Here is a 15,989-nt window from a genome sequence, read left to right as displayed (position 1 = left end):
CTACGCGCTGCGACTACACTCGACCTTTGGCGTTGCGCAACGCCCTGTGCGGCTGTGCCGCGGACACCACTCCCCGTGAGCACGGAGGACGGCTGCCCGCGCCCCGGCCCCGCCGGGCGTGACGCGAAGGCGAGCCCACACACCTGAGCACGGACGAGCAGGAGCACGGGAAGATAGAGATGTCGGCACCCAACAAGTCGTACGACCCGGTCGAGGTCGAGGCCCTCAAGCCCGAGGTGGTGGAGCAGGCGCGGGACGAGGCGATCGCCGCCTTCGCCGCCGCCGGCACCCTGGACGAGCTGAAGCAGGCCAAGGTCGCCCACACCGGCGACCGTTCCGCGCTCTCGCTCGCCAACCGCGAGATCGGCGCCCTCCCGCCGCACGCCAAGGCCGCCGCGGGCAAGCTGATCGGCCAGGCCCGCGGCGCCGTCAACCAGGCGCTGGCCAAGCGGCAGGCCGAGCTGGAGGCGGAGCGGGACGCCCGCGTGCTGGTCGAGGAGGCGGTGGACGTCACGCTGCCCTACGACCGCGCACCGCGCGGCGCCCGGCACCCGCTGACCACGCTGGCCGAGCGCATCGAGGACACCTTCGTCGCGATGGGCTACCAGGTCGCCGAGGGCCCCGAGGTCGAGGCCGAGTGGCTGAACTTCGACGCCCTCAACCTGGGCCCGGACCACCCGGCCCGCTCGATGCAGGACACCTTCTTCGTGCAGGCCCCGGACGGCTCCGCCGACTCCGGCGTGGTGCTGCGCACCCAGACCTCCCCGGTCCAGGCCCGCACCCTGCTCGACCGCGAGCCCCCGGTCTACGTGGTCTGCCCCGGCCGGGTCTACCGGACGGACGAGCTGGACGCCACCCACACCCCGGTGTTCCGCCAGGTCGAGGGCCTCGCCGTCGACGAGGGCATCACCTTCGCCGACCTCAAGGGCACCATCGAGGTGCTGGTCGAGAAGCTGATCGGCGGCGGCCTGGAGCTGCGCTGGCGCCCCTCGTACTTCCCGTTCACCGAGCCGAGCGCCGAGATCGACCTGCAGTGCTTCGTGTGCCGCGGCGAGAGCGTCGGCAACCCGGACCGCCCGTGCCGCACCTGCTCCTCCGAGGGCTGGATCGAGCTCGGCGGCTGCGGCGTGGTCAACCCGCGGGTGCTGGTCGCCTGCGGCGTGGACCCGAACCGCTACAGCGGGTTCGCCTTCGGCCTGGGCCTGGAGCGGATCCTGATGAATCGTCACAACGTCGCCGACATGCGCGACATGGTCGAGGGTGACGTGCGCTTCACCCTCCCGTTCGGGATGGAGATCTGATGCGCGTCCCGCTTTCCTGGCTGCGCGAGTACGTCGACCTTCCGGCCGGCGAGACCGGCCGTGACGTGGCCGAGCGCCTGGTCCGGGCCGGCCTGGAGGTCGAGACCGTCGAGCAGATCGGCACCGACCTCAAGGGCCCGCTGGTGGTCGGCGAGGTGCTCTCCATCGAGGAGCTGTCCGGCTTCAAGAAGCCGATCCGGCACTGCTTCGTCAACGTCGGCGACGCCAACGGCACCGGCGATCCGCAGGAGATCGTCTGCGGCGCGACCAACTTCGCCGTCGGCGACAAGGTCGTCGTCGTGCTCCCCGGCGCCGTGCTGCCCGGCCCGTTCCCGATCGCGGCCCGCAAGACCTACGGCCAGACCTCGGCCGGCATGATCTGCTCGGCCCGCGAGCTGGGCATGGGCGACGACCACAACGGCATCATCGTGCTCCCGCCGGAGTACGAGCCCGGCACGGACGCCATCGAGCTGCTCCAGCTGGTCGACGAGGTGCTGGACATCGCCGTCACCCCGGACCGCGGCTACTGCCTGTCGATGCGCGGCGTGGCCCGGGAGGCCGCCGCCGCGTACGGGCTGCCGCTGGCCGACCCGGCGCTGCTCGACGTGCCGCCGGCCAACTCCTTCGGCTACCTGGTCAAGGTCAACGACCCGGCCGGCTGCGACCGCTTCGTGGCCCGCACGGTCGTCGGCGTCGACCCGACCGCCAAGTCCCCGATCTGGCTGCAGCGCCGCCTCCAGAAGGCGGGCATCCGCCCGATCTCGCTGACCGTCGACATCACCAACTACGTGATGCTGGAGGTCGGCCAGCCGCTGCACGCCTACGACAAGCAGCGCGTGAGCGGCCCGATCACGGTCCGCCGGGCGGCCGAGGGCGAGACCCTCACCACCCTCGACGGGGTCGAGCGCAAGCTCGCCGCCGAGGACCTGCTGATCTGCGACACCAGCGGCCCGATCGGCCTGGCCGGGGTCATGGGCGGCGCCTCCACCGAGATCCTCGACCCGGCCGCCGGTCCGGGCACCACCGAGGTGATCATCGAGGCCGCGCACTTCGACCCGGTCTCCGTCGCCCGCACCGCCAAGCGGCACAAGCTGCCCTCCGAGGCGTCCAAGCGCTTCGAGCGCGGCGTCGACCCGGAGGCCGCCCGCGCCGCCGCGCAGCGCGCCGTCGACCTGCTGGTGCTGATCGCCGGCGGCACCGCCGAGGCCGGGGTCACCGACATCGCGGCCCCGCACCCGGTGCGCACCATCACCATCGCCGCCGACCTGCCGGACCGGGTCGCCGGGACGGTGTACGGCCGCGAGAGCGTCACCCGGCGCCTCCAGGAGATCGGTTGCTCGGTCTCGGGCGCCGACGTCCTCGAGGTCACCCCGCCGACCTGGCGGCCCGACCTCACCGACCCGTACGACCTCGCCGAGGAGGTCATCCGGCTGGAGGGCTACGACAACGTCCCCGCCCGGATGCCGAACGTCCCGCCGGGCAAGGGCCTGACCGAGGCCCAGCGGGTGCACCGCCGGATCGGCGTGGCGCTGGCCGGGGCCGGCTACGTCGAGGTCAACAACTACCCGTTCCTCGGCGAGGCCGCCTTCGAGGCGCTCGGCCTGGAGCCGGAGGACCGCCGCCGCCGTACGGTCAAGCTGGTCAACCCGCTCAACGACGAGGAACCGTCGCTGCGCACCACGATGCTGCCGGGCCTGCTCGGCACGCTGCGCCGCAACATCGGCCGGGGCAACACCGACCTGGCGGTCTTCGAGACCGGCACCGTGTTCCTGCCGAAGGACGAGCTGACCGTGGCCCCGCGCCCGGCCGTCGACCGTCGGCCGACCGACGCGGAGCTGGCCGCGCTGGACGCCGCGCTGCCGGACCAGCCGCGCCGGGTCGCCGTCGCCCTCGCGGGCGAGCGGCTGCCGTCCGGCTGGTGGGGCAAGGGCGAGCAGGCCTCCTGGGCGGACGCCGTCGAGGCGGCCCGTACGGTGGCCCGCGCGGCCGGCGTCGAGCTGACCGTCCGCCAGGGCCAGCTGGCGCCCTGGCACCCGGGCCGCTGCGCCGAGCTGGTCGTGGCCGGCACCGACCGGGTGGTCGGTCACGCGGGTGAGCTGCACCCGCGCGTGGTCAAGGCGCTCGGTCTGCCGGCCCGTACGGCGGCGATGGAGCTCGACATCGACCTGCTGACGGCCGACGGCCCGGTGAAGGTCGACGGCCCGGCGGTCTCCGGCTTCCCGGTGGCCACCCAGGACGTCGCGCTGATCGTCGACACCGCCGTCCCGGCCGCCGAGGTCGAGGCCGCGCTGCGCTCGGGCGCGGGCGAACTGCTGGAGGCCATCCGGCTGTTCGACGTGTTCACCGGAGAGCAGGTCGGCGAGGGCAAGAAGTCGCTGGCCTACGCGCTGCGCTTCCGCGCGGCCGACCGCACCCTGACCGCAGACGAGGCCACCGCCGCCCGTGAGGCGGCCGTCGCCGAGGCCGTCAGCCGCACCGGCGCGGTGCTGCGCGGCGCCTGATCCCGTCAGGGCCTGCGAAGGGCCCCGCTCCGGACCGAACGGTCCGGAGCGGGGCCCTTCGTCTTTCCCCGATGTCGCCGTTTCTCCGGTGTTGCCGTGTCCCCGGTGTCGCCGTCTCCCCGGGCTGCCCGGCTCGACGGGACGTTCGGCTTGACGTGCCGTCATCCGATCGTTTATCTCTTTACCTATGGAAGTAGATAAAGCCGATGACCGGCCTTCCCCGATCGAGTTCCGCCTGGACCCGGCCTCCGGTGTCCCGACCTACCTGCAGCTCGTGCAGCAGGTCGAACAGGCGCTGCGGATGGGCTGGTTGACCGAGGGGGACCGCCTGCCCCGGGTGCGCGAGGTGGTCGCCGGGCTGGCGATCAACCCGAACACCGTGCTCAAGGCCTACCGGGAGCTGGAACACCGCGGCCTGGCGGTCGGCCGGCGCGGCCAGGGCACCTTCGTGCGCGGGTTGCCGGCCGGAGTGGTGCCGCTGCGCGAACGGGCCGCGCTGCGGCGGGGGTTGCTGGACTGGATGCGCTCGGCGCGGACCGCCGGGCTGGACGAAGGGGGGATGGTCGCGGTGTTCGAGGACGCGCTGCGCGACCTGCGCGAGGGCCGGGACGGGGTGGTGGCGTGACGGCCGCGGACACCGTGATCGACTGCGGCGGGATCGGCAAGCGCTACCGCCGCTCCTGGGCGCTGCGGGACTGCCACCTGGCCGTCCCGGCCGGGCACGTGGTCGCCCTGGTCGGCCCGAACGGCGCCGGCAAGACCACCCTGCTCAGCCTGGCGGCCGGACTGACCCTCCCCAGCGAGGGCGCGATGACCGTCCTCGGCGACCAACTCCCCGGCTCGCCCCGGGCCCTGGACCGGATCGGCTTCGTCGCCCAGAACGCCGCGCTCTACCCCGGCCTGCCGGTGCGCGACCTGCTCGCGATGGGCCGCCACCTCAACCGCCGCTGGGACGACGCCCGGGCGCGCACCCACCTGGACGGCCTCGGCATCCCGATGGACCGCAAGTACGGCCGGCTCTCCGGCGGCCAGCAGGCCCAGGTCTCGCTCGCCCTCGCCCTCGCCAAGCGGCCCGAACTCCTGCTCCTGGACGAGCCGTTGGCCGCGCTCGACCCGCTCGCCCGGCACGACTTCATGGCCGTGCTGCTGACCGCGGTGGCCGAGGACGGCCTCTCGGTGCTGTTCTCCTCGCATGCCGTCAACGAGCTGGAGCAGAGCTGCGACTACCTGGTGGTGCTGGCCGGCGGCCGGGTCCAGGTGTCCGGGGAGGTGGACGACGTGGTCGCGGGCCACCGGATGCTCACCGGCCCCACCGTGGAGGCCGACGCGGTCGCCGAACGGCTGCCGGTGGTCCGCGACCGCCGGGCCGGCGTCCAGTCCCACCTGCTGGTGCGCACCGGCGGCGCGGACGCGCCGGTCTCCGACGGCTGGCGCCAACAGCGCGTCGGCCTGGAGGAGTTGGTGCTCGCCTACCTGCGCGAGCCGACCGCCTCCGCGCTGCCCGGCCCGCGCGGGGCCGTCCGTACGAGCCAGAAGGTACCGTCATGAGCGCCACCACCCTCGCCCCGCCCCGCTCCGCCGTACTGCGGGCCGCCGGGCTGCGCCACCGGCCGGCGCTGCTGACGCTGCTCGCGGTGATGGGCGTGGTCTCGCTGGCTCTGCTGCTGCACGGCTGGTACCTGCACGACGGCCTGGACCGCACCGGCGCGGGTTCCTGCGATCCGGCCACCGCCGCCTGCTCGGCCACGTTCAAGCGGTTCCTGCACCAGTACGCCGACTCCATGCCGATGCTCGGCAGCGTGTCCTACGTTCTCAGCGGAGTGTTCGGGGCGTTCCTCGGCGGCCCGCTGCTGGCGCGGGAGTTCGAGCACGGCACGGTGCGCTTCGCCTGGACCCAGGGGGCCGGGCGGACCCGCTGGACGGCGGGCGGCCTGGTGCTGGGCGGCGCGGTGCTGGCCGCGGTGGCGGCGCTGTTCGGACTGGTGCTGCGCTGGTGGAGTGCGCCGCTGGCGGTCATGGGCGGACAGTTCCACCCGGACCTCTTCGTGGAGGCGCCGCCGGTGCTGGTCGGCCGGGTGCTGGTGGCCTTCGGGGTCGCGGCGCTGGCCGGCGCGGTGCTGCGCCGCACCGTGCTCGCGGTGGGTCTCGGCCTGGCGGCCTCGGTCGCCCTGCCGTTCCTCGCCGAGGCCGTGCGCGCGCACTACCTGACTCCGCTGGACGAGCCGGTGCGCGCCATGACGTCCATGGCGGTGGACGACCGCTGGGTGCTGGGCGTCTGGTACTCGGACCCGGCGGGGAACCGGCTCTCCGAGTCCGACTTCTACAACCTCGGCGGCGACTACGCCCACCTCCAGTCCCTGGTGCACGACGGCGGCTACACGATGCACCAGGTGTACCAGCCGGCGGACCGCTTCTGGCCGTTCCAGTGGATCGAGTTCGGCTGGACGGTCCTGCTCGCGGTGGCGCTGTGCGCGGCGGCGGTCTGGTGGGTGCGCCGGCGGGCGGTCTGACCTGCGCGGCTTCGGATTGGTTGAAGTGTTTTCGTCAAAACCCTTGCGGGGGCGGCGGTTCCGGGCGTTTCCTTCTCGTTAGGAAGCTTTCCTAACCGAACGAGGAATCGGAGCGTCCCATGCGTCCTCAGCCCCGTCGCGCCCTCCACATAGCCCTCGCCGCCGCCCTGGTGGCCGCGCCCCTCACCGTCGCGGCCGCCTCGGCCGCCCAGGCCGCCCCCGCGGCCGCGAGCTCCGCCCGACTCCAGGGCGTCGGCCTCGACGACCCGCACAAGAAGGACATCGCGATGCAGCTGGTGTCCAGCGCGGAGAACTCCTCGCTGGACTGGAAGGCCCAGTACAAGTACATCGAGGACATCGGTGACGGCCGCGGCTACACCGCCGGCATCATCGGCTTCTGTTCCGGCACCGGTGACATGCTGGAGCTGGTCCAGCACTACACCGACCTCAAGCCCGGCAACGTCCTCGCCAAGTACCTGCCCGCCTTGAAGAAGGTCAACGGCAGCGACTCGCACTCCGGCCTCGGCGACGCCTTCGTCAAGGACTGGGCCGCCGCGGCCAAGGACCAGACCTTCCAGCAGGCCCAGAACGACGAGCGCGACCGGGTGTACTTCAACCCCGCGGTCAACCAGGCCAAGGCCGACGGCCTGCGCGCGCTCGGCCAGTTCGCCTACTACGACGCCATCGTGATGCACGGCCCCGGCAACAGCTCCGACAGCTTCGGCGGCATCCGCGCGGCCGCGATGAAGAAGGCGAAGACGCCCGCCCAGGGCGGCGACGAGGCCACCTACCTCAAGGCCTTCCTGGACGCCCGCAAGGTCGTCATGAAGAAGGAGGCCGCGCACTCCGACACCAGCCGGGTCGACACCGAGCAGTCGGTGTTCCTCAACGCCAAGAACTTCGACCTCAACCCGCCGCTCAAGTGGAAGGTCTACGGCGACAGCTACAGCATCAACAGCTGACGACCGGGCCGACGCCGTGGCGGGAGCCGGATTCCCCGGTCTCCCGCCACCTCGGCATTTCGATCACCCCCCCCGCGAAAAACCCAAGGGACTGTGAAAGTCCTGTTCATCCCGTAACGAATCGAGCAGGGGCATAACGAACGATCCCTCCCGCATTGACGCATTCGCCCGGTGGCGCTTGACTCCGTCCCCTGCCGCAGGGTTGCGGCGCAGTACAGGAGGCACCACCGATCATGATCAGACCCATGCGTCTCGCGGCCGCGGGCACGGCCACCGTGTCGCTCGCACTCGCCCTCACGGCCTGCGGCCAGACGGTGGCGGGCCAGGCGCCGGCGGCCGGCGGGAGCGGAGGTGGCGAGGGCATCGGTCTGCTGCTGCCGGAGAGCGCCTCCTCCACCCGGTACGACGCGTTCGACAAGCCCCTGATCGAACAGACGGTGACCGGCCTCTGCACCAAGTGCACGGTGAGCTACGCCAACGCGGGCGGCGACGCGACCGTCCAGAAGAAGCAGTTCGACGACCTGCTCGCCAAGGGCGTGAAGGTCATCCTGCTCGACCCGGTCGACGCCAAGCTCACCGCCCCGTGGGTGGACGCCGCCAACGCCAAGGGCGTGAAGGTCGTCGCCTACGACCGGCTGGCCCAGGGCAAGGTCGCCGCGTACGTCTCCTTCGACAACCAGCAGACCGGGCAGCTCCAGGGCCAGTCCCTGCTCGACGCGCTCGGCTCGAAGGCCTCCTCGGCCAATGTCGTGATGATCGACGGCGCCGAGTCCGACCCCAACGCGGCGCAGTTCAAGGCGGGCGCGCACCTGGCGCTGGACGGCCGGGTCAAGATCGTCTACGAGCAGTCCGGCGAGTGGAAGCCGGACGTGGCCACCGCGAAGACGGACGAGGCCATCCAGAACCTCGGGAAGAACGGCATCCAGGCCGTCTACGCCGCGAACGACGGCATGGCCGCCGCCGTCATCGAGGCCTTGAAGGCCGCGGGCATCAAGAACGTGCCGGTGGGCGGCCAGGACGCCTCCATCGACGCCGTCCGCCGGGTGCTCACCGGCGAGCAGGCCTACACCATCTACAAGCCGTACAAGCCCGAGACGGACGCGGCGGGCAGCATCGCCGTCCAGCTGGCCGAGGGCATGGACATCAGCACCACCGCCACCACGCTCACCGACAGCGGCGGGTTGAAGATCCCCTCGCTGCTGCTCACCCCGATCGTGGTGACCAGGGCGAAGGTGCAGGCCACGGTCGTCGACGGCGGCCTCTACAAGGCCTCCGACATCTGCACCCCGCAGTACGCCCAGGCCTGCGCGGAGGCCGGGGTCAAGTAGCGCGGTCCGTCGGACCACGGGAAAGGGGCGCGCCCGCACCGGAGACCGGTACGGGCGCGCCCCTCGCGTCGCGGCTCAGGCGCTCGCGGTGTAGTCGTAGAAGCCGCGGCCGGACTTGCGGCCCAGCAGGCCGGCGTCGACCATCCGGGACAGCAGCGGGGGAGCGGCGTACAGCGGCTCCTTGTACTCGTCGTACATCGACTCGGCGATCGAGACGATGGTGTCCAGGCCGATCAGGTCGCACAGCCGCAGCGGGCCCATCGGGTGGGCGCAGCCGGCCTCCATGCCCTTGTCGATGTCGGAGGCGGTGGCCACGCCCGACTCGAACATCCGCACCGCGGACAGCAGGTACGGCACGAGCAGCGCGTTGACCACGAAGCCGGCCCGGTCGCGGGCCCGGATCGGCTCCTTGGCGAGCACCTGGGAGGCGAAGGTCTCGACCCGCTCGGTGGTGGTCGCCGAGGTGGTCAGGGTCGGGATGACCTCGACCAGCTTCTGCACCGGCGCCGGGTTGAAGAAGTGCAGGCCGATGACCTGCTCCGGGCGGGAGGTGGCGGCGGCCAGCTTCACGATCGGGATCGAGGAGGTGTTGGAGGCCAGGATCGCGTCCCGGCGCTCGATGACCTGGTCCAGGGTCTGGAAGATCTTGACCTTGATGTCCTCGCGCTCGGCGACCGCCTCGACCACCAGGTCGCGGTCGGCGAAGTCGGACAGGTCGGTGGTGAAGGACAGCCGGGACAGCGCCTCGTCCCGCTGCTCGGGGCTCAGCTTGCCGCGCTTGACCGCCGTGTCCAGGGAGTTGGTCAGCCGGGTGCGGCCGAACTCCAGCGCCTCACCGCTGGCCTCCGACACCAGGACGTCCAGTCCGGCCCGGGCGAAGACCTCGGCGATGCCCGACCCCATGAGACCGCAGCCGACTACTCCGACGCGTGCGATGTCACTCACTCAGTTGCCCTTCGGTGGTGCTGGGGGTCGCCCAGCGAACTGGTGGCCCAGCGAGCTCGCTGGTCAACGGGTCGGTGTACCGGAATGGGTGCACCGGTCACCGCCCCGACGACGTTACTACTCCGTACTCGCCAGTAGGTCACCCCCTCCCCGGCGCAGTGCCAGGACGGACGGCCCCCCGATCGGGTGAGGCCGCACCGCCTGCGGGTGCGCCCGGGCCCGCCGCCGCCCGCCGCCGGACAGAATGCCGCAGACGGGGGCCGGGGACGGGAAGGGAGCACACGGTGCCGACGGGATCGCTCACAGGACAGGTCGCGCTGGTCACCGGCGGCGGCCGGGGCATCGGCCGCGAGATCGCCGTCGGCCTGGCCGCCGAGGGGATGGCCGTCGGCCTGGTCGGCCGCACCCACGAGACGCTGACCGCCACCCTCAAGGAGTGCGTCAAGCGCGGCTCCCGGGGCGTCGCCGTCACCGCCGACGTCTGCCGCCCGGGCTCGGTCCGGGAGGCCGTCCGGCTGGTCGAGCGCGACCTGGGCCCGATCGACCTGCTGGTCAACAACGCCGGCCTGGTCGACCGCGCCGAGGTGCCGCTCTGGGAGACCGACCCCAACCAGTGGTGGCAGGTGATCGAGACCAACCTGCGCGGCCCCTACAACCTGCTGCGCTGCGTCCTGCCCGGCATGGTCACCCGCCGCAGCGGCCGGGTGGTCAACCTCAACTCCGGCTTCGCGCTGCGCCCGGACGGCCACTACACCGCGTACGCGACCTCCAAGGGCGCGCTGCTCCAGCTCTCCGACAACATGGCGGACACGCTGGCCGAGCACGACGTCGTGGTGCTCGACATCAGCCCCGGCGCGGTGGCCACCGACATGACCGCGGGGATGCCGATGTTCCGGGACATGAAGGCCTGGGGCTCGATCCCGTACATGGTCGCCGTCACCGTGGACGCGGCCCGGGGCCGCTTCGACGCGCTGCACGGGCGGTTCATCCACGCCGGGCGGGACGACCTGGCGGAGCTGGTCGCCCGGGCCGACGCGATCCGCGCGGCGGACGCCCGGACGCTGCGGCTGCGCCCGTACAAGGACGACGACCCGATGGTCTGACCGGCTTCGGCGGGCGGGTTTCGGTGCGGCTCCGGCTGGGGGGCTCCGGCGGGAGCCGGTCACGCACACAGCTGGCTGGCGGTGACCGGCTTGAGCCCCGCCTTGGCCAGCCCGTCCAGGATCGCCGGCAGCGCGTCGATGGTGCACTGGTGCCCCATGTGCAGGGCCACCACCGAGCCGCCGCGCACCGAGCCCAGCACCCGGCGCTGGAGCTCGGCGGCGGTCGGGTCGTTGTAGTCCCGCGGGTCGACGTCGAAGGACAGCACGTGCTCGTAGCCGACGGCCTTGGCCTGGTCGCGCACCATCGAGGTGGCGTACTGCGCGGCGGAGGGGCGGAACCAGCGGCCCATCGAGCCGGTCAGCTTCGTCAGCCGGTCGGCGCACTGGGCGATCTCGGCGCGGGCCTGGTCCGGCGTCATCGCGGAGATGTTGAGGTGGTTCTGGGTGTGGTTGCCCAGTTCGTGGCCGCCGTCCAGGATCCGCCGGGCCATCTGCGGCTGCTGGTCCAGCCAGCTGCCGACCGCCATCACGGTCAGCTTGACGCCGCGCTGCTCGGCGGCCTCCAGCAGGGCGGTGGCGAGCTTCGGGTCGCCGCTGCCGTGGAAGGTGAGCGCCACGTTCTTGCCGGTGCGCGGCCCGTACACCACCTCGTACGGGGTGCCGGCCGCCAGCGGTGTCAGGACGGGCGGGGTCGGCGGGGCGGAGGCCGGCGTCGAGGCCTGGGCGGCGGCCGGGGTCGGTCCGCCGCCGGGCTGCGGCTCGCCCGGGGTGGTCGGGGCGGGGGAGGCGGGTCCCTCGCCGCCGTTCCAGGCCGGGTCGGTGGTGTGCTGCGGGTCGACACTGCCGGGGTGCGCGGCGAGTGTCCCGGTGTCGGCCCGGCGGGGTGTGCCGCTGCCGCAGGAGGTGAGGAGTCCGCCGGCGGCGGACAGGGCGGCCAGCTTGGCGGCGGTGCGCAGTACGGTGCGGCGGTCGGCAGTCATCGGCAGCCAGCATAGAGAGGACGGACCCTCCCGGCGATCCGGCAGCGCCGTCCGACGCCGTCCGCCGCACCGTCCTTGACGTGCACACACTCCGTTTTCCGGGTGTTGCGTAAACCTGAACTCCCGCTGTTTCCACGGCGTGTCGTTGGATACGATCACCGCGCACCGCGTGTTACGGGGCAGTAGGCACATGCCGGCATTGCGCATTGGGGGCGGAACATGATGCACGACGAGGACACCGCGGCCGTCGACCAGGACACCCGCACCGGCTGGGAGTGGGCCAGGGCGGACGACTGGCAGCCGCCGAGCGAGCTCGACACCGGCATCCCGCACACCGCCCGGATGTACGACTACTACCTGGGCGGCAAGGACAACTTCGAGGCCGACCGCAAGGCCGCCCAGGCCGCCATCGCCGCCTACCCGGCGCTGCCGCTGCTGGCCCGGACCAACCGCCAGTTCCTGGGCCGGGCCGTCGAGTTCGCGGCGGGCCGGGGGATCCGCCAGTTCGTCGACATCGGCACCGGCATCCCGACCGTCGGCTCCACCGGCGAGGTCGCCCAGCGGGTCGCCCCGGACGCCCGGGTGGTCTACATCGACAACGACCCGATCGTCGCCACCCACGCCCGCGCCCTGCTGGCCGGGCACCCGGCCGGGCACACCTCGGTCATCGAGGCCGACCTGCGCGACCCGGAGGCGATCCTGCGCCACCCCGCGCTGGGCGCCGCCATCGACCTGTCCCAGCCGGTCGCGCTGATGCTCGTCGCCGTCCTGCACTTCATACGCGACGAGGAGGGCGCCCAGCAGATCGTCCGCACCCTGCGCGACGTGCTCGCCCCCGGCAGCGCGCTGATCCTCTCCCACGGCAGCCCCGACTTCGCCTCCCGGGAGAGCGCCGCCGAGGGCACCCGGATCTACCGGAGCGCCAGCGCGCCGCTGGTCCTGCGGCCTCGGGCCGGCGTCGAACCCTTCTTCGGGGACTTCGAGTTCGTCGGCCCCGGTCTCGTCCAGCTCCCGCTCTGGCGCCCCACCGCGGGCCACCTGCCCACCGCCGAACTGCCCGAGGGCTGGCAGGACGTCTCCGCCTACGCCGGCGTCGCCCTCAAGCCGTGACCCGACCCGGGCCCACCGTGGAGCGGTGACGACGGCCGGCCCCGGCGCCTCCCTCCTGCGCCGGGACCGGCCGCCCCACACCGAGCACACTAGGTCCGGGCACTGACAGTCCCTCACCCGTTCGGGTTACCCTGCGGCGTGAGCACCGAACTGCCGCCGCTGCCCCCCGACATCGCCGAGCTGCTGCGGAGCGTCGGCGCCCCACCCCGACTGGTCGCCCACCTCGCGCTGGTGCACCAGGTCGCCGAGCAGGTCGTCGAGTTCTGCGCCGCCGAGGGCCTGGCCTTCGACCACCACGCCGTCCGCTACGGCGCCGCCACCCACGACATCGGCAAGGTCGTCCACCCCGAGGAGCTCTCGGGCCCCGGCTCCGCGCACGAACCCGCGGGCCACGCCCTGCTGTCGGCCCGCGGCGTCCCCGAGGAACTGGCCCGCTTCGCCCGCACCCACGCGAGCTGGGGCGAGCCCGGCACCACCACCGAGGACCTGCTGGTCAGCCTGGCCGACAAGGCCTGGAAGAACCAGCGCGTCCGCGACCTGGAGGACCGCGTGGTCGACCGGCTCGCCGCGGCCACCGGCCGCGAGCGCTGGGAGGCCTTCCTCGCCCTGGACGACCTGCTCACCCGGATCGGCGAGGACGCCCCGCGCCGACTGGCCCTCCAGGCCGCGCATCCGGTGCGTACCGGGAGGAATTGACGCGACAGCGCGCGGCGGGTGGTGTGGGGTTCCGCGGCACGGAACCCCTCACCGACCCCGAGATCCGCGCGTCCTTCGTCAACTGCTCCAAGGGCGAGGCCCGTCGGCTCACTCTTCACCCTGCCCCGGGGCCTGGCCGAACTGCCCTGGGCGGACTCGGACTTCCTCGGCCGGCGGGACCAGGGTGCGCCCGACCGGGCGTACCTGGTCGCGCCGCACAGCGGTGAGCCGGTCGGGGTGACGATGCGTCCGCCGATGGTCCGGCGCAGCCTGACACGACCGATGCGGGCGGCTATCGGCCCCCGCGCAGCTGGTCCAGGTCGCGGCGCTCCCGCTTGGTCGGGCGCCCCGCGCCCCGGTCCCGTTCGAAGATCGGCGCCACGAACTCGCGCGGCGGCCGCGGCGGACTGTTGTCGACCAGGCACTCCGCCGCGACCGGGGCGCCGACCCGCTTGCGGATCAGCTTCGTCACCACGACGACCCGCTCGTAGCCCTCCTCGCGGACCCGGACCTCGTCCCCGGGCCTGAGGCTCTGCGCGGGCTTGACCCGCTCGCCGTTCACCCGGACGTGCCCGGCCTTGCAGGCCGCCGCCGCCAGCGCACGCGTCTTGGCCAGCCGGACCGACCAGATCCAGACGTCCACCCGCACGCTTCCCTGTTCCTCAGCCATCCTGCGAGCCTACCCAGGTCGCCGGCCGGGCCGGGCCGGCCCGCGGCAGGGGCGCACCGGACACCCGGCGGGGCGCACCGGACACCCGGCCCGGACGCACCGGACACCCGGCGGGGCCCACCGGACACCCGGCGGGGCGCACCGCCTAAGCCGCGACGGGGACTTCCTGGACGGCCCAGCCGTTGCCGTCCGGGTCGTTGAAGAACACGAAGTTGTTCCAGGCCTCGCCGTGCCCGTCCACCCGGGCTCCCGCCACGAAGTGCTGGACGGGGCTGACCACCACGCCCCGCGCGGTGAGCTCCGCGTGGGCCTTCTCGATGTCCGGCACCACCAGTTGGAGGCCCTTCACCGAGCCGGGCGCCGCTTCGATCACCCCGGTGCCGACCACGATCGAGCAGCGTGAGCCGGGGGGAGTCAGCTGAACCACCCGGACCCCGTCGCGCAGCCGGGTGTCGTGGTCCACGGTGAAGCCGGCCTGCTCCTCGTAGAAGAGCTTCGCGCGGTCCACGTCGGACACCGGGACCACCACGACTTCGAGCTTCCAGTCCATCGCCCTCACCCCTCTCGGTCGGGCTCTTCCAGTATCTGCCCGAAACCGTTCCCCGGCGGACCTTCGGATAGCCTGAGAACACGATGAATCCGCAGACCACGCCCGCTTCGTCACCCTCAGCCACCGCCTTCGCGACCCCCTGGGGCACCCTCGACCTGACCCGCTTCCCCGCGGACCCCCGCGAGCGGCTGCGGGCCTGGGACGCCGCCGACGAGTACCTGCTGCGCCACCTCGCCGGCGAGGCCGACAGCGCCGCCGGCGCCGCCACCGAGCTGGCCGGCCGCCGGATCGCCGTCGTCGGCGACCGCTGGGGCGCGCTGACCACCGCGCTGGCGCCGTACGAACCGGTCCAGATCAGCGACTCCCACCTCGGCCGCCAGGCCACCCGGGCGAACCTCGCCCGGGCCGGCGCCGCCGTCGAGGAGGACCGGCTGCGCACCACCCGGGACACCCCGCCGGAGCGCATCGACGTTCTGCTGGTGCGGGTGCCCAAGAGCCTGGCCCTGCTGGAGGACCAGCTGCACCGGCTGGCCCCGGCCCTCCACCCCGGCACGGTGGTGATCGGCACCGGCATGGTCACCGAGATCCACACCTCCACCCTGCAGTTGTTCGAGAAGGTGCTCGGCCCGACCCGCACCTCGCTGGCCGTCCGCAAGGCCCGGCTGATCTTCTGCACCCCCGACCCGGCGCTCGCCCCCGGCCCCAGCCCGTGGCCGCACCGCTACGCGCTGCCGCCGGACATCGGCCCCGCCGCCGGGCGCACCGTGGTCAACCACGCGGGCACCTTCTGCGCCGAGCGGCTCGACATCGGCACCCGGTTCTTCCTGGCCCACCTGCCCACCCCCGCCCCCGGCGACCGGGTGGTGGACCTCGGCTGCGGCAACGGCGTGGTCGGTACGGCGGCCGCGCTGGCCGGTCCGGGCGCGGAGCTGGTGTTCGTGGACGAGTCCCACCAGGCGGTGGCCTCCGCCGAGGAGACCTTCCGCGCCAACCTGGGCCCGGACGCCCCGGCCGAGTTCCGCGCCGCCGACGCGCTCGACCCGGCGGTGTTCGCCCCCGGCTCGGTAGACCTGGTGCTCAACAACCCGCCGTTCCACTCCCACCAGGCCACCACCGACGCCACCGCGTGGCGGATGTTCACCGGCGCCCGGCGGGCGCTGCGGGCCGGCGGCGAGCTGTGGGTGGTCGGCAACCGTCACCTCGGCTACCACGTCAAGCTGCGCAAGCTGTTCGGCAACTGCCAACTCGTCGCCGGGAACCCGAAGTTCGTGGTGCTGCGGGCCGTGAAGCGCTGACCGGCGGCCGTCGGCGGCGCGGCCCGACGGCGCCCGGT

Annotated in this window: 15 protein-coding genes and 1 pseudogene; 12 read left to right on the top strand and 4 right to left on the bottom strand. The window is 73.1% G+C overall.

All coding sequences use genetic code 11. From position 1 onward, the window contains the following. The first annotated feature begins 179 nt into the window (after positions 1-179). From pheS to ACZ58X_RS16090, 7 genes are all read left to right on the top strand, one after another. Entirely contained in the window at positions 180-1,301 is a 1,122-nt protein-coding gene (pheS, locus tag ACZ58X_RS16120) for a phenylalanine--tRNA ligase subunit alpha (RefSeq protein ID WP_045701612.1), read from the top strand. Then, complete coding sequence (gene pheT, locus ACZ58X_RS16115) at positions 1,301-3,802, top strand: phenylalanine--tRNA ligase subunit beta (protein WP_470334256.1); 2,502 nt, start codon at positions 1,301-1,303, stop codon at positions 3,800-3,802. The genes pheS and pheT overlap by 1 nt, the downstream gene beginning before the upstream one ends. Before the next feature lie 187 nt (positions 3,803-3,989). Beyond that, entirely contained in the window at positions 3,990-4,427 is a 438-nt protein-coding gene (locus ACZ58X_RS16110; protein WP_470334255.1) for a GntR family transcriptional regulator, read from the top strand. Further along, the gene (locus tag ACZ58X_RS16105; protein ID WP_470334254.1) at positions 4,424-5,350 is read left to right on the top strand and encodes an ATP-binding cassette domain-containing protein; all 927 of its coding nucleotides are present in this window, start codon (positions 4,424-4,426) and stop codon (positions 5,348-5,350) included. Before ACZ58X_RS16110 ends, ACZ58X_RS16105 begins: the two co-directional genes overlap by 4 nt. After that, complete coding sequence (locus ACZ58X_RS16100) at positions 5,347-6,312, top strand: hypothetical protein (protein ID WP_470334253.1); 966 nt, start codon at positions 5,347-5,349, stop codon at positions 6,310-6,312. The genes ACZ58X_RS16105 and ACZ58X_RS16100 overlap by 4 nt, the downstream gene beginning before the upstream one ends. 119 nt (positions 6,313-6,431) lie before the next feature. Beyond that, positions 6,432-7,274, top strand: a complete 843-nt coding sequence (locus ACZ58X_RS16095; RefSeq protein ID WP_470334252.1) for a chitosanase — start codon at positions 6,432-6,434, stop codon at positions 7,272-7,274. A 245-nt stretch (positions 7,275-7,519) separates the two neighbouring features. Beyond that, on the top strand, positions 7,520-8,602 hold the full coding sequence (locus ACZ58X_RS16090; protein WP_470334251.1) for a sugar ABC transporter substrate-binding protein: 1,083 nt from the start codon (positions 7,520-7,522) through the stop codon (positions 8,600-8,602). Between the two features lie 75 nt (positions 8,603-8,677). Here the strand turns inward: ACZ58X_RS16090 and ACZ58X_RS16085 are convergent, their stop codons facing one another. Continuing rightward, positions 8,678-9,547: a 3-hydroxybutyryl-CoA dehydrogenase gene (locus ACZ58X_RS16085; RefSeq protein WP_470334250.1), complete on the bottom strand. Its 870-nt coding sequence runs from the start codon at positions 9,545-9,547 to the stop codon at positions 8,678-8,680. A 284-nt stretch (positions 9,548-9,831) separates the two neighbouring features. Here ACZ58X_RS16085 and ACZ58X_RS16080 point away from each other — a divergent pair, with 284 nt between their 5' ends. Next, on the top strand, positions 9,832-10,650 hold the full coding sequence (locus tag ACZ58X_RS16080; RefSeq protein ID WP_470334249.1) for an SDR family NAD(P)-dependent oxidoreductase: 819 nt from the start codon (positions 9,832-9,834) through the stop codon (positions 10,648-10,650). Between the two features lie 59 nt (positions 10,651-10,709). On the opposite strand, the gene ACZ58X_RS16075 is transcribed toward ACZ58X_RS16080, so the two are convergent. Beyond that, positions 10,710-11,630 (bottom strand): polysaccharide deacetylase family protein, encoded by a 921-nt coding sequence (locus ACZ58X_RS16075; RefSeq protein WP_470334248.1) that lies wholly within the window; start codon positions 11,628-11,630, stop codon positions 10,710-10,712. A 219-nt stretch (positions 11,631-11,849) separates the two neighbouring features. Here ACZ58X_RS16075 and ACZ58X_RS16070 point away from each other — a divergent pair, with 219 nt between their 5' ends. The 3 genes and pseudogenes from ACZ58X_RS16070 to ACZ58X_RS16060 form a co-directional block, all read left to right on the top strand. Further along, on the top strand, positions 11,850-12,740 hold the full coding sequence (locus ACZ58X_RS16070; protein WP_470334247.1) for an SAM-dependent methyltransferase: 891 nt from the start codon (positions 11,850-11,852) through the stop codon (positions 12,738-12,740). A 138-nt stretch (positions 12,741-12,878) separates the two neighbouring features. Further along, entirely contained in the window at positions 12,879-13,436 is a 558-nt protein-coding gene (locus ACZ58X_RS16065; RefSeq protein ID WP_470334246.1) for an HD domain-containing protein, read from the top strand. A gap of 18 nt (positions 13,437-13,454) precedes the next feature. Next, positions 13,455-13,634: pseudogene (locus tag ACZ58X_RS16060) on the top strand (hypothetical protein); the annotation flags it as partial. A 94-nt stretch (positions 13,635-13,728) separates the two neighbouring features. Here the strand turns inward: ACZ58X_RS16060 and ACZ58X_RS16055 are convergent. Together ACZ58X_RS16055 and ACZ58X_RS16050 are read right to left on the bottom strand one after the other, a co-directional pair. Next, positions 13,729-14,106: an RNA-binding S4 domain-containing protein gene (locus tag ACZ58X_RS16055; protein WP_470334245.1), complete on the bottom strand. Its 378-nt coding sequence runs from the start codon at positions 14,104-14,106 to the stop codon at positions 13,729-13,731. A 145-nt stretch (positions 14,107-14,251) separates the two neighbouring features. Further along, on the bottom strand, positions 14,252-14,656 hold the full coding sequence (locus ACZ58X_RS16050) for a VOC family protein (protein WP_470334244.1): 405 nt from the start codon (positions 14,654-14,656) through the stop codon (positions 14,252-14,254). Between the two features lie 83 nt (positions 14,657-14,739). On the opposite strand from ACZ58X_RS16050, the gene ACZ58X_RS16045 reads away from it, so the two are divergent. Next, entirely contained in the window at positions 14,740-15,951 is a 1,212-nt protein-coding gene (locus ACZ58X_RS16045; RefSeq protein ID WP_470334243.1) for a methyltransferase, read from the top strand. Positions 15,952-15,989: the final 38 nt, after the last annotated feature.

Source organism: Kitasatospora sp. NPDC040550, from assembly GCF_055594965.1.
This window is presented reverse-complemented; position numbering and strand designations above follow the sequence as displayed.

Bases quoted from the DNA above. Each gene is read 5' to 3' on its own strand.
- pheS (WP_045701612.1), top strand. From the start codon at position 180: ATGTCGGCACCCAACAAGTCGTACGACCCGGTCGAGGTCGAGGCCCTC.
- pheT (WP_470334256.1), top strand. From the start codon at position 1,301: ATGCGCGTCCCGCTTTCCTGGCTGCGCGAGTACGTCGACCTTCCGGCC.
- ACZ58X_RS16110 (WP_470334255.1), top strand. From the start codon at position 3,990: ATGGAAGTAGATAAAGCCGATGACCGGCCTTCCCCGATCGAGTTCCGC.
- ACZ58X_RS16100 (WP_470334253.1), top strand. From the start codon at position 5,347: ATGAGCGCCACCACCCTCGCCCCGCCCCGCTCCGCCGTACTGCGGGCC.
- ACZ58X_RS16095 (WP_470334252.1), top strand. From the start codon at position 6,432: ATGCGTCCTCAGCCCCGTCGCGCCCTCCACATAGCCCTCGCCGCCGCC.
- ACZ58X_RS16090 (WP_470334251.1), top strand. From the start codon at position 7,520: ATGCGTCTCGCGGCCGCGGGCACGGCCACCGTGTCGCTCGCACTCGCC.
- ACZ58X_RS16075 (WP_470334248.1), bottom strand. From the start codon at position 11,630: ATGACTGCCGACCGCCGCACCGTACTGCGCACCGCCGCCAAGCTGGCC.
- ACZ58X_RS16070 (WP_470334247.1), top strand. From the start codon at position 11,850: ATGATGCACGACGAGGACACCGCGGCCGTCGACCAGGACACCCGCACC.
- ACZ58X_RS16055 (WP_470334245.1), bottom strand. From the start codon at position 14,106: ATGGCTGAGGAACAGGGAAGCGTGCGGGTGGACGTCTGGATCTGGTCG.
- ACZ58X_RS16050 (WP_470334244.1), bottom strand. From the start codon at position 14,656: ATGGACTGGAAGCTCGAAGTCGTGGTGGTCCCGGTGTCCGACGTGGAC.
- ACZ58X_RS16045 (WP_470334243.1), top strand. From the start codon at position 14,740: ATGAATCCGCAGACCACGCCCGCTTCGTCACCCTCAGCCACCGCCTTC.